Origin of the sequence: Crystallibacter degradans (assembly GCF_012952295.1) — a bacterium.
Taxonomy (GTDB): Bacteria; Actinomycetota; Actinomycetes; order Actinomycetales; family Micrococcaceae; genus Crystallibacter; species Crystallibacter degradans.
The window spans coordinates 85,418-98,206 of sequence record NZ_JABBCH010000002.1 but is presented as its reverse complement, the minus strand read 5'-3'; the positions used below and the strand labels follow the sequence as shown (position 1 = coordinate 98,206).

The 12,789-nt window shown below is 66.4% G+C and carries 11 protein-coding genes; 5 read left to right on the top strand and 6 right to left on the bottom strand.

The features are described 5' to 3' along the window. Positions 1–86: 86 nt before the first annotated feature. Together HGO92_RS04180 and serS are read right to left on the bottom strand one after the other, a co-directional pair. Positions 87–965: an HAD family hydrolase gene (locus HGO92_RS04180; protein WP_169992240.1), complete on the bottom strand. Its 879-nt coding sequence runs from the start codon at positions 963–965 to the stop codon at positions 87–89. 83 nt (positions 966–1,048) lie between these two features. Continuing rightward, positions 1,049–2,332 (bottom strand): serine--tRNA ligase, encoded by a 1,284-nt coding sequence (serS, locus tag HGO92_RS04175; protein WP_169992238.1) that lies wholly within the window; start codon positions 2,330–2,332, stop codon positions 1,049–1,051. A 73-nt stretch (positions 2,333–2,405) separates the two neighbouring features. On the opposite strand from serS, the gene HGO92_RS04170 reads away from it, so the two are divergent. Further along, entirely contained in the window at positions 2,406–3,515 is a 1,110-nt protein-coding gene (locus HGO92_RS04170) for a diacylglycerol/lipid kinase family protein (protein WP_169992236.1), read from the top strand. A 33-nt stretch (positions 3,516–3,548) separates the two neighbouring features. On the opposite strand, the gene HGO92_RS04165 is transcribed toward HGO92_RS04170, so the two are convergent. The 3 genes from HGO92_RS04165 to HGO92_RS04155 form a co-directional block, all read right to left on the bottom strand. Beyond that, positions 3,549–3,878 carry a hypothetical protein gene (locus HGO92_RS04165; RefSeq protein ID WP_169992234.1) on the bottom strand — a complete coding sequence of 110 codons (330 nt, stop codon included), beginning with the start codon at positions 3,876–3,878 and terminating at the stop codon, positions 3,549–3,551. An 86-nt stretch (positions 3,879–3,964) separates the two neighbouring features. Further along, on the bottom strand, positions 3,965–4,891 hold the full coding sequence (gene pheA, locus HGO92_RS04160; protein ID WP_169992232.1) for a prephenate dehydratase: 927 nt from the start codon (positions 4,889–4,891) through the stop codon (positions 3,965–3,967). Beyond that, positions 4,891–5,217, bottom strand: a complete 327-nt coding sequence (locus HGO92_RS04155; RefSeq protein WP_169992230.1) for a rhodanese-like domain-containing protein — start codon at positions 5,215–5,217, stop codon at positions 4,891–4,893. The genes pheA and HGO92_RS04155 overlap by 1 nt, the downstream gene beginning before the upstream one ends. Positions 5,218–5,327: 110 nt before the next feature. On the opposite strand from HGO92_RS04155, the gene HGO92_RS04150 reads away from it, so the two are divergent. The 4 genes from HGO92_RS04150 (at position 5,328) to HGO92_RS04135 (ending at position 11,236) form a co-directional block, all read left to right on the top strand. Then, a complete protein-coding gene (locus tag HGO92_RS04150; RefSeq protein WP_169992228.1) occupies positions 5,328–6,071 on the top strand; it encodes a Type 1 glutamine amidotransferase-like domain-containing protein in 744 nt (247 codons plus the stop codon). A 74-nt stretch (positions 6,072–6,145) separates the two neighbouring features. Next, complete coding sequence (locus HGO92_RS04145; RefSeq protein WP_169992226.1) at positions 6,146–8,203, top strand: ABC1 kinase family protein; 2,058 nt, start codon at positions 6,146–6,148, stop codon at positions 8,201–8,203. A 57-nt stretch (positions 8,204–8,260) separates the two neighbouring features. Next, a complete protein-coding gene (locus HGO92_RS04140; protein ID WP_169992224.1) occupies positions 8,261–9,643 on the top strand; it encodes an amidase in 1,383 nt (460 codons plus the stop codon). A gap of 117 nt (positions 9,644–9,760) precedes the next feature. Then, positions 9,761–11,236 carry a peptide MFS transporter gene (locus HGO92_RS04135; RefSeq protein WP_169992222.1) on the top strand — a complete coding sequence of 492 codons (1,476 nt, stop codon included), beginning with the start codon at positions 9,761–9,763 and terminating at the stop codon, positions 11,234–11,236. Positions 11,237–11,371: 135 nt separating this feature from the next. On the opposite strand, the gene HGO92_RS04130 is transcribed toward HGO92_RS04135, so the two are convergent. After that, positions 11,372–12,787, bottom strand: a complete 1,416-nt coding sequence (locus HGO92_RS04130) for an FAD-dependent oxidoreductase (RefSeq protein ID WP_169992220.1) — start codon at positions 12,785–12,787, stop codon at positions 11,372–11,374. Between the last annotated feature and the right edge of the window lie 2 nt (positions 12,788–12,789).

The following is a 12,789-nucleotide window of genomic DNA, read 5'->3' as shown; positions in this document are numbered from 1 at the left end:
CACCTTCGGACTCTGCCCGCGCCTTCAGGCGCGCGGAGTCTTCTCAAATCTGATACCACGACCTGGGCGGTTTCGGCCGAAAAGAACTAGGCGAGCAGGCTGCGCAGGATGGGGGCCGCGCCGTCTTCGTCTACGGTTCCGGTCACTTCGTGGGCGACGGCGATGACTTCCTCCGGCGCCTGCCCCATGGCAACACCGCGGGCGGCCCAGTCGAGCATTTCGATATCGTTGCGGCCGTCCCCCATGGCCACGGTCCGTGCCGGGTCCACCTTGAGCTTGCGGCGCAGGGTCTCCAGCGCGCTGGCCTTGGTAACGCCGTTCGCCGCAATATCCAGCCAGGCGGTCCAGCCCACCGAGTAGGCCACACCGTGCAGACCCGCATTGTCGATGGCTTCCTTGAACTCTTCCGGCGTGTTCTCGGTACTGAACACCACCACGCGCACGGCCGAGGCTTCCAGCATGGTTTCGAAGTCCACGCCGACAGCCTCCACCCCGAAACTGGCGTCCTGGAAGCGCTCGGTCGAGAGGAATTTGCCCTCATCGTCCTCAAGGGCGAACTTGGCAGTGGGCAGCTTCGTGCGCAGGGCACGCAGTGCCGGACCGGGTTCGAAGGTGACGCGGTCGATGACCTCGTAGCCATTCTCCAAGCCGGTATCGATCCGCAGGGTCACACCGCCGTTGGAGCAGACTGCGTACCCTTTGGTTAGGCCGATGAGTTCGATAATCGGCAGCGTGGCGTTCAGCGAGCGACCGGTCGAGACCACCACTTCATGGCCGGAATCGACCACTGCCTGCGCAGCCTCGCGGACGGCATCGCTCATGTGGCCGTCATGGTTCACCAGTGTGCCGTCCACATCCAGGCAGACCATTTTCCGCACCTGGCTGTCCGTCTCCAGTGAATTCCGGCCTGTGTTCTTTTGCTGGTCTTCGATGCCAGCAATCGCATTATCAGCTGTAGTTGTCATTGTTCCAGTGAATCAGAGGCAAGCCCCGAAACGGTAGGGCGGCGCTCACATTGGGAATTAACGGTTGATGAATACCGGCCGAACTAGCTGAGTACGGGCAGGACCTCAAGGCCGCCCAGGTACGGGCGCAGTGCCGCGGGCACGGTCACCGATCCGTCTGCATTCTGGTGGTGTTCAAGGATGGCTACGATCCAGCGCGTGGTGGCGAGGGTGCCGTTCAGGGTGGCCACGGCACGGGTGCCCTTCTTTTCCTCGCCAGTGATGCGTTCGCGCACATTCAGGCGTCGGGCCTGGAAGGTCGTGCAGTTGGAGGTGGAGGTCAGCTCGCGGTAGGCATTCTGCGTCGGCACCCAGGCTTCGCAATCGAATTTGCGCGCGGCGCTCATGCCGAGGTCGCCGGCGGCAGTATCGATCACCCGGTAGGGAAGTTCCACCTTGGCGAGCATCTCCTCTTCCCAGGCCAGCAGCCGGGCATGCTCTTCGGCGGCGTTCTCGACCGTGGTGTAGATGAACATTTCCACCTTGTTGAACTGGTGGACCCGGATGATCCCGCGCGTATCCTTGCCGTGCGAGCCCGCTTCACGGCGGTAGCAAGAGGACCAGCCCGCATAGCGCAGCGGACCGCCGGCCAGATCCAGGATTTCGTCCCCGTGGTAGCCCGCCAGCGGCACCTCGGAGGTGCCCACCAGGTACAGGTCGTCTTCGGCCAGACGGTAGATTTCTTCGTCGTGCGCCACATCGAACCCGGTGCCCTGCATGGTCTCCGGGCGGACCAGCGTGGGGGTGATCATCGGGGTAAAGCCGGCCGCGATGGCCTGGTCCATGGCCATGTTCAGCAGCGCCAGCTCCAGCCGGGCGCCGACGCCCTTGAGGAAGTAGAACCGCGCGCCGGAAACTTTCGCGCCGCGCTCCATGTCGATGGCGCCCAGCAGCTCGCCGATCTCCAGGTGGTCCCGGGGCTCGAACCCGTCCGGACCGAAATCGCGGGGCTTGCCGACGGTCTTGATGACCTCGAAATCGTCCTCGCCGCCGGCGGGCACGCCATCCTCGATGAGGTTCGGGATGCGCCGCAGCAGCGACTCCTGCTCCGTTTGGGCAGCGTCCGATTCGGCCTGGGCCGCCTTGACCGACGCGGCAAGTTCCTTCACCTCAGCCAGCAGGGTTTGCTTTTCCTGACCCTTGGCCTGGGCGACCTTCTTGCCGAAAGCGTTCTGCTCGGCGCGCAGCGATTCGTAGCGGGTAATGGCTTCGCGGCGGGCGGAGTCTGCGGAAATGACTGCATCAACCAGGGAATCATCGGCTCCCCGGGCACGCTGCGAGGCTCGGAAAATCTCAGGATTGGCGCGGAGTTCATTTACATCGATCACCTGCTAAGGGTACCGAACAACCGGCTGCCACCTCGATTTCGCGCCCCGGTGGTGCGGCTATTCTAAGAGCATCATGGAGACTCAGTGGATGGTTGGCCTCGTTGTTGTTATCGCCGCGGTGGTTTTTATCGTGAGCTGGCTCAGTGTGCGCCATCTTCCGGCCCGGCGGGCAGCCGCGGTGCCCGGCGTGCCGGTGGAAGTCCTTGATGCCAGGGCGCAGCGGGTGGCCGTGATCCTCAACCCCGTGAAGAACGACGCCGACTTAGCCCGGGAGAAGATCCGGCTGGCCTGCACCGCGGCCGGGTGGCCCGAGCCGATGGTCTTCGAGACGACCCGGGACGATCCGGGGCACACGCAGACAAGACGGGCGCTGCAAGCCGGCGCCGACGTTGTCCTGGCCGGCGGCGGCGACGGAACGGTCCGCGTGGTCACCGGCGAGCTGGCTGGCACGAACATACCCTTCGGCCTGGTGCCGCTGGGCACCGGAAACCTGCTGGCCCGCAACCTCGGCATCAACCCCGGACAACTGGACGCGAACATCCTCACGGCCCTGCACGGTGCGGACCGCCGGATCGACACCGCGACCATCACGCTGAAGAATTCGGTGACCGGCAGCAGCATCACGGAGAGTTTCCTGGTGATCGCCGGCATCGGGCTCGACGCCCAGGTTCTCGCGGACACCAAGGACGATCTCAAACGCAGGTACGGCTGGCTGGCCTACTCCGAGGCGGGCGTGCGGAACCTGCCGGGCAAACGCAAAAAAGTGACCATCTGTATCGACGACGGTCCAGCCCAGACCCGCAGCATCCGCAGCATCCTGTTTGCCAACTGCGGCAAACTGCCGGCAGGCATCGATTTCATCCCGTCCGCCACGGTGGACGACGGCGAACTGGACATCGTGGTGATGAGTCCACGTAACGCGTTGGGCTGGATCCGGATTGCCGCCAAGACACTGTTGCGGCACAACGCCCGCATCCCGGTCATCGATTATTACCGAGGGCGCAAGGTCACGGTGACGGCCCATGAACCGATGGGCACGCAGCTGGACGGGGACCTCTCGGGCGACGTGACGTCACTGACCGTCCAGGTCCGGCCCTCCGCGCTCAGCGTGCGGGTGGATCCACAGACCCTGGCGGCTGTCGGCGCCGCAGCAGGCCAGAACCGCCGGACGGACCTGGCCTAAGCTGCGGCGCCGTTCCACCGGGCCGGACTAGTCCTACGTGTCCTGGCCGCCGAGGTTGTACGGATCGTCGCTGGAGTCCGCCTCGTCCGTGTTGTGCAGATCGTCGCCCGGAACATCAAGGGCTTCGCGCTCTGCGTCCAGCGGCGGCACGTCCTCGAGGTTTTCGCTCTCGTCTTCCGGATTCGGAAATTCGCCCTTGGCCTGGTGCTTGATCATTTCCTGCTCTTCAGCCAAGCGCAGGTCATTGCCGAGGTCACCGGCATCGCCGGAACGAAACTCGCTATTGGTCTGCTGCAGCTGCTCGTCATACTGGCCGCCGTCGGCGCCGGTCTCACTGTGCAGTTCCTCGTTGCTTTCGGTCATCGTAGGCACCTTCCGTTCAGTATTGCTCGGCTCCAACTTCGATCAGCTTACTTAGCAAGTCGTGCCAGCGAAAGCTCGACGGCTTCTCAGGCAGGCTGCAGCAGGCGCTGGACCCATTCATGCGCCTCGCGGAATGCTTTGTCCTGATTGTGCCCGGGCACTTTATGAGCTCGGCCGTCGGCACGGGGATAGGAGCCCAGGAAGCGGGTATCCGGACTGATCCGATGCAGGCCGCGGACGGCGTCGGCCACGCGCTGCTCGGCGAGGTGCCCGTCAACGTCGAAGCTGAAGAAGTAGTCGCCCAGGAACTGGCCGGTAGGCCGTGACTCGATGCGGCTCAGGTTCACTCCCCGGGTGCCGAACTGTTCCAGAATTTCCATCAGGGCTCCCGGGCGGTCCTCGGGCAGCGGAACCACCAGCGTGGTCTTATCGGACCCGGTAGGCTCAGGCAGCCCGTTGGGCCGGCTGACCAGGATGAAGCGCGTGACGGCATCGGAAATGTCGCCGATATCCTCGGCCAGCACGTGGAGGCCCCGCTGTTCTGCCACCAACGGCGAACAGATGGCCGCGTCGTACGGGCAGTTGTCGTCGAGCAGCCCCACAGCAGCAGCGGCGGTAGAGGATCCCGGGAGATATGCTGCCACAGGAATATTTGCTTCGCTCCACCTGCGGCACTGGGCCCAGGCATGGGTATGGGTGGAAACAGCCTTGATATCGGCAAGCGCCAGACCCGGACGGGCCACCAAAACGAAGCGGATGGGAACCAGCTCTTCGCGCAGGATCTGCAGTGGTTCCCCGGTGGCAATGGCATCCAGCGTTGCGCTGACGCCGCCCTCTACGGAGTTTTCGATCGGCACCATCGCGGCATCTGCTGTGCCGTTGCGGATCAGTTCGAGGGCGCCGCTGACATTGGCCGCCGGTACGCGCTGTGCCGCGGCGGCGCCCGGGACCTGCAGCAGGGCGGCTTCGGTGAAAGTGCCCTCGGGACCTAGGAACGTATAGGTGCCGCCCATTACTTGACCGTCGGCTCCTGTCCGTTATCGGAAACCATCGGCTTGCCGGCCTCAAGCCAGGCACCCATGCCGCCGTCGACATTAACGGCCGAGTAGCCGTTGCCGACCAGCCAGGCCGTGGCGCGGTAGGAGCGCCCACCCGTCCGGCAGATCACGTGCAGGTCCTCGTCCGGATCCAGTTCGTCGAGCCGTTCGGGCAGCTGGTCCAGCGGGATGTGCAGCGCGCCGTCGATATGGCCCGCTTCCCACTCGTAATCTTCTCGCACGTCCAGCACTTTGGCGTCGGCGCCGATGCTGTCCACATCAACGTTCTCGAAGTCGCTCATCGGGGAATCCTCCGCAGAAATCAGTCGTAAGACGGACTGCTTGCCGTCCTCTCCAGCCTATAGTGGGATCACGCTGTGCACCTTAACAAGACTTCCAGACAGAGGTACTGATGGCCGCTGAACAGCCCACCATTCTGGCCACTTCCGGTGGCTACAAAGCCGGATCCCGCACCCGGCTGGAGTTCAACCACCTGGTCCACCACGCCGTCGCGCTCTCCGGCGCCAGCGGACGGGCACCGAAAATCACCCATCTGGGAACAGCCGGCGGAGACCAGCGCTGGTACGCCGCCGAGCTGGACGAGGCCGCCCGGGTCGCCGGCTTTGAGCTGTCCCATCTGAACCTGTTCAGCATGCCCAACGTCGGCAACATCGAGGAGCACCTGCTGGGCCAGGATGTGGTGTGGGTTAACGGCGGGTCGGTGGCCAACCTCCTGGCCGTGTGGCGAGTGCACGGCCTGGACGCGATCTTCCGGCAGGTCTGGGAGGCGGGCGTGGTGCTGGCGGGTGTGTCCGCCGGCTCCATCTGCTGGTTCCGCGGCGGCACCACGGATTCGTTCGGCCCGGAGCTGCGTGCCGTCACCAACGGCCTGGCGCTGTTGCCCTATGACAACGGCGTCCACTACGACTCCGAAGCTGAACGCCGGCCCCTGGTCCACCAGCTGGTCAGCAACGGCACCCTTGGCGAGACCCACTGCACCGACGACGGCGTGGGGCTGGTTTATCACGGCACCCAGCTGGCGGAGGCAGTCACCGAGGTCAAGGGCAAGCTGGCGTACCGGGTTACGGCCAAGGCCGGGGACGGCCCGGAAGCCGTGGCGGTAGAGGAACCGATCGAGCCGCGCTACCTGGGCTGATGCACACACCGCGGTTCCGGCTGCCTGCCGGATGAGAGGCGGGAATCGCCGGCCGCGGAACTGACGGGGGATATATGGATTTGCAGCTGCTACGCGATGGTTTTGTGTCCGGGTTCGGAGCCGCCGTCGCGCTCATTGCCGCCGCCCTGACGCTGCTCTTGCTGGCGTGGCTGGCTGCCACTATTGCGCGCCGTGTGCTCGGGGTGCCCGTGGGCTGGCCGCGCTCCATGGTGGTGGGCGTGTTCATGATCCTGTCCTTCTCCGCCATGTCCAGGTACCTCTACGACGCGGCGGACCTGGGCGGCGTAGGCGGCACCGATCTGAACGTTCCTGCCGCCGTCGTACTGATGTTTTTGGTGCTCGCCGTGGCGTGGGTCTTCGCGATCGGCGTCGCCGTGCTGGTGGGGCTGGAGGTCGCCTTTCCCACCGGTTCGCTGCCGAAGCTCACCAGCTTCTTCTCCGGCTGGCGCGCCCGGCGGCAGCGCGCCAAGCGCTACACCGACGTGGTGCGGATTGCCTTCAAGCACGGGCTCGGTTCGCAGCTTCGCGGGCTCACCCGCAACGCCCGGAGCGCGGATGAGGAAGAAACGGCGCTGCACCTGCGGCTGGCCCTGAACGAAGCGGGCGTAACGTTCGTGAAGCTGGGCCAAATGCTCTCGACCCGCCGCGACGTCCTGTCCGAGCCCTACATCCGGGAACTCTCCAAACTGCAGACCCACGCCGAGCCCGAACCGTGGTCGGCGATCCGGCCTGCCATCGGCAAATACCTCGGCCGGGACCTGGACGAAGTCTTCTCCTGGGTCAATCCGGAACCGCTCGCTTCGGCGTCCGTTGCCCAGGTCCACGAGGGCACGCTGCTCTCCGGGCAGGTAGTAGTCCTGAAGGTGCAGCGGCCCTCCGCGTTGCGGCAGGTCCGCCGGGACATGGACATTGTGCTGCGGATGGCCCGCTGGCTGGACCGCACCGCGCCCTGGGCCCGCTCGCTGGGCATCAACAACCTCGCGCAGGGATTCGCGGACTCGCTGCGGGAGGAGCTGAACTACCGCGTGGAGCTGGAGAACATGCGCAGCGTGGCGGCCGCCCTGGCCGAGTCCGGGATCGCGGACGTCCTGGTCCCGCATGCCTACGAGGAGTTTTCCGGCAGCCGCCTGCTGGTCATGGACAAACTGGACGGCCTGCCCATCTCGCACGCCCATAAGCTGCTGGCTGCAATGCAGCCGGGGCAACGGCATGGGGTCGCCGAGAAGCTGGTCAAGGCCACGCTGAGCCAGATTGTGGACACCGGGGTGTTCCACGCGGACCTGCACCCTGGCAACATCTTCCTGCGCGACGACGGCGGCATCGGCCTGCTGGATTTCGGTTCCGTTGGGCGGCTGGATCCTGCCACCCGCCAGTCGCTGGGGACGCTGCTGTATGCGGTGGAAAAGGACGACGGCGTTTCGGCCACGGACGCCCTCATCGAGCTGCTGGACCGCCCGGACGAACTCGATGAACGCGCGCTGGAGCGCGGCGTCGGCCAGCTGCTGACCCGCTACCGCACCGGATTCGGCGCGCATGGCAGCCGCAGCATGTTCTCGGTGCTGCTCAACCTCCTGGTGCAGCACGGTTTCGCCGTGCCGCCGCAGATTGCCGCGGCCTTCCGAGCCCTGGCCGCGCTGGAAGGCACGCTGGGGCAGATCAGCCCGGATTTCGACGTCGTTGCCGCCGCCCGCACCGAAGGCAAGCGCATCATGGGCCGGCAGTTCAAACCGGGCAACCTCAAGGACCAGCTGGAAAGCCGGATGCTGCAGCTGCTGCCGCTGCTGGACCGCATGCCGCGCCGCATCAACAAGCTGACCGAAGACCTGGAACAGGGCCGCTTCTCGATGAATGTGCGGATGCTGGCCGACAACCGCGACCGGCATTTCCTGGACACCCTGGTGCAGCAGGTGGTGGTGGCGCTGCTGGCCAGCGCGGCGACACTGGGCGCGATTGTGCTCATTGCCAGCGACACCGGCCCGATGCTCACCGAGAACGTCAGGATGCACGCGTTCTTCGGCTACACGCTGCTCTTTGCCGGCTTTGTCCTTTCGCTGCGGGCCGTGGCCCTGGTGTTCCGCCGGCATCCCGAAAGCGCCAACCGGGACGTCTGATCGGGTGTCCGCCGTCGTAGCATGGTGGTTCGGGCTACCGAAGGGCTTCTGAATTTTATGAGCGAGCTGCACGAACTCTCGGCACTGCAGCAGCGGGACGCCATCCGCCGCGGGGAGGTCGGCTCAAGAGAGCTCACCGAGCACTACCTGACCCGGATCGAGGCGGTGAACCCCCAGCTGGGCGCCTTCATCACGGTCACTGCGGAGCAAGCCCTCGCCGCCGCGCACGAGGCAGACGAGCGTCAGGCCCACGGCCACCAGCTCCCCCGGCTGCACGGGCTGCCGCTGGCCTTTAAAGACCTGACCGACGTGGCCGGTGTGCACACCACCCACGGTAGTTCAGCCGTTGACCACGTGCCGGCGCCGGCCAACCACACGCTGGTGGACGTCCTGCAGGCCGCCGGTGCCATCAGCCTGGGCAAGACCCAAGTCCCCGAATTCGGGCTGACCTCCTACAGCGAAAACCGGGTTGCCCAGCCGGCCCGCAACCCGCTGGATCCTGCCACCAGTCCGGGCGGCTCCTCGGGCGGCAGCGCGGCGGCCGTTGCGGCAGGCATGCTGCCGTTCGCACCGGGTTCCGACGGCGGCGGCTCCATCCGGATCCCGGCCGCGGCCACCGGACTGGTCGGGCTCAAGCCGGGACGGGCCCGGGTGCCGGCCGGTTCCTCGGGGGAGGACGCCGGGCGGCTGGTGGTGGCAGGGCCGCTGGCCCGGACCGCGGCGGACGCCGGCCTGCTGATGGACGCGATGGTGGACGAGCCGCTCGCCCGCGCCGCCTTCGGGACGAAGCCCGATTTCCTCGGTGCCGCGCTGCGGGCGGAGGGCAGGTTCCGGATCGGTGCCAGCACGCTCTCGCCGTTCGCCGCCAGCTACCCGCTCTGGCTCGAACCCGATGCCCGGGCCGCCTTCGACCTGGGCATCCGGCTGCTCGGCGGCCTTGGCCACGACGTGATGGACGCAGACTTCCGTTATGACAACCGCTATCCGGACGCCTTCACCACGGTGTGGACCTCTTCGCTGGCCCAACTGCGGATGCCGGCCAGCCGCGAACCGCAACTGATGCCGCTCACCCGGGCCTTCCGCCGTCGTGCTTTGAAAAAATCCCCGGCCGAGCTGGCAGCTGCGCTGGGGATCCTGGCGCGGTTCCAGGAGGACACCGTGGCGCAGTTCGGGGCCTACGACCTGGTGCTCACGCCGGCGCTGGCCATGACGCCGCGCCCGGTCGGCTGGTACACCGCCACCAGCGCGGAGGTGGACTACATGCGCCAGTGCCAGTACTCGCCCTACACCTCCATGATCAACGTGTGCGGGCTGCCGGCCATCTCCGTGCCCGTGCTGACCACCTCGCGCGGGCATTCCATGGGCATCCAGCTGGTGGGAAAACCCGGTTCGGAAGCCGAGCTGCTGGCGGTCGCCGCGCAGCTCGAAAACGTGCGCTGACCGGGGCGGATACCCAGGCAGAACCCCGACCGGATCCCGGGCTTTCGCAATATCATCGGTTGCAGCAGGCAACCAAGAATATGACAATGCATAAAGCGCGGTGGCAAAATGGCGTAAATGAGCCAAACCTCACAATCGGCTACTCGGCCACAAGCTACCGGCGGTAAGACATTTTTCGGGCACCCCCGAATGCTCGCCAACCTCTTTTCCGTAGAACTGTGGGAGCGTTTCTCCTTCTACGGCATGCAGGGCATCCTCCTCTACTACATGTACTTCTCGGTCGCCGAGGGCGGCCTGGGCATCGACGAAGGCATCGCCACCGGGCTGGTGGGCGCCTACGGCGGCGGTGTCTACCTCTCCAGCATCCTCGGCGCCTGGGTCTCGGACCGCCTCCTCGGTTCCGAAAAGGTCCTCTTCTACTCCGGCATCATGATCATGTTCGGCCATATCGCGCTGGCCCTGATCCCGGGCACCGTTGGTCTCGCCGTCGGCCTGATCCTGGTGGCCGTCGGTTCCGGCGGGCTGAAAGCCACCGCCACCTCGCTGGTCGGCTCCCTCTACGGGGAGAAGGACGAGCGCCGCGATGCGGGCTTCTCCATCTTCTACATGGGCGTGAACATCGGCGGGCTGCTGGGCCCGCTGCTGACCGGCCTCGCCCACGTCCAGCTCGGCTTCCACTACGGTTTCGGCCTGGCCGCCATCGGTATGGCCATCGGCCTGACGCAGTACGCGCTGACCCGCAAGAACCTGCCCGAGGAATCCCACTACGTGGCCAACCCGCTGCCGCGCACCCACTTCGGCAAGGTCGCCGGAATCGGCATCGCCGGACTGGTGGTCGTGGTGCTGGCCGTGGCACTGGGCCTGGTCACCGCCGAGAACCTCGCCCCGATCATGGCCTGGCTGGCGATTCTTGCCGCCGTAGCCTACTTCGCGGTGATTCTTTCCAGCAAGAAGGTCACACCGCTGGAGCGCGGCCGCGTCTACGCCTTCATCCCGTTGTTTATCGGCTCCGCGGCGTTCTGGGCACTGTTCCAGCAGCAGTTCACCGTGGTGGCGCTGTACGCGGACAAGCAGCTGGACCGCAGCCTCTTCGGCTGGGAAATGCCTGCCACCTGGGTGCAGTCCATCAACCCGGTGTTCATCATCATTTTCGCCGGCATCTTCGCCACCGTCTGGACCAAGCTCGGCCCCAAGCAGCCCGGCTCCCCGCTGAAGTTCGCGATCGGACTGGCCGTGATGGGACTGGCTTTCCTGGCCTTCATCCCGCTGGCCGGCGGCGGCACCAACAGCACCCCGCTGCTGGCGATGGTGGGCATCCTGTTCCTGTTCACCATGGCGGAGCTGTTCCTCTCCCCCACCGGCAGCTCCGTCTCCACCAAGCTGGCGCCGAAGGCGTTCCAGACGCAGATGGTGGCGCTGTTCCTGCTCTCCATCTCGCTGGGCACCACGCTGGCCGGCATCCTCGCCGGCTACTACGACCCGGCGAACGAGGCCCCGTACTTCGGCTTCATCGGCGTCACCGCGATCATCCTGGGCGTTGCCCTGGCCATCGCAGCACCGTCCCTGAAGAAAATCATGGGCGGCGTACGCTGACCCCAACCTGATTCGCCGGCCTCGCGCCGGTTCTGCAACTGCAACCAACTAACGACGGCGCCGCTCGAGGTGGGTTTTCCAACTCACCTCGAGCGGCGCCGTCGTCCGTTCAAGCTCTTCGGGTGGCCGCTACGCTCACCCCCCTGGCGTTACGGAGCGTCCGTGGACCAGGCCGGTGGGGATGCCGAGGAAGGCCGGTTCGGGAGCCGCGCAGCAGGCTTCTTCTTCCGCGCCAGAGGTGGTAACGGCCGCGGGTGCGTCGCAGCTCCCCGCCAGGTCCGTGGTGCAGACGCCGGTTTCGGGCAGCTCCAGGTGCAGCTTGTCAGCAGCTTCCCGGTCCCCGGCGATGGCGCCTGCGACGGAGCGGACCTGTTCGTAGCCGGTGGCCAGCAGGAAGGTCGGCGCCCGGCCGTAGGATTTCATTCCGGCGAGGTAAAAGTCCTTCTCGGGGTGGGCCAGCAGTTTGGCGCCATGCGGCGGCACCGTACCGCAGCTGTGGAACTCCGGATCGATCAGCGGGCCCAGCTGGCGGGGCGCCTCCACGGCGGGATCGAGCTCGAGCCGGAGTTCGCGCAGCATGTCCAGGTCGGGCCGGAAGCCCGTGGCCGGGATCAGCACGTCCACGTCCAGCTGCGCGTCGCCGTCGGGCGTGGTCCCGAAAACGGCGAGGGTGTCCGCGGTCTTGAAGCCCGTGATGGTGAACGAGGCGTGCAGCTCGATGTGGCCGTCTTCCACCAGTTTGCGCAGCCTGGTGCCGAGCTGGCCGCGGGCGGGGAGCCCGTCCAGGTCGCCGCCGCCATAGAGCCGGGTTACGTCGGCACCGCGCACTGCCCAGCTGATTCTAGTGCCGGGTTCGTTCCTGGCCAGCTGGCCGAGGTTGAGCAGAGTGTTGGCAGCCGAATGACCGGCCCCCACCACGAGGATGTGTTTTCCGGCGAACCGCGCACGGTCTCCGCCGGTAACATCGGGCAGCGGCTCGGTAATGTGTCCGGTGGCGATGGCCTCCGCTTCGCCGGGTGCGGGCAGTCCGGCCTGGCCGAGCGGGTTGGGCCGGTCCCAGGCGCCGGAGGCATCGATCACCGCGCGGGCGAGGTGGTCGGCCACCGTGCCGGAAGCGTCCTGCACCCTGACCAGGAACGGCGTCTCGTCCCTGCGGCGGGAATGGGTTTTATCCAGGCCTGCCCGGCTGACGGCGATCACCCGGGAGGAGGTGTGCAGGGCATCCCGGATGGCCGGGACAGCTGCCAGCGGCTCGAGGTACCGCTCGATGAGATCCGCACCGTAAGGCAGCGAGGTCGGCCGCGGTTCCTCCCAGCCGGTGGCCTCGAGCAGCCGGCGGGAGGCGGCGTCGATATTGAACCGCCACGGCGAGAAGAGCCGGATATGGCGCCAGGCTTGGATAGCCGCACCGGGCACGGTTCCTGCTTCGAAGATGACCGGCCTCAGTCCGCGCTCCAGCAAGTGGGCCGCGGCAGCCAGGCCCACCGGCCCAGCCCCGATGACGACTACGGGAAGTTCCGCTACAGCGGTGGGAACGGCCTTGTCAGGCATGG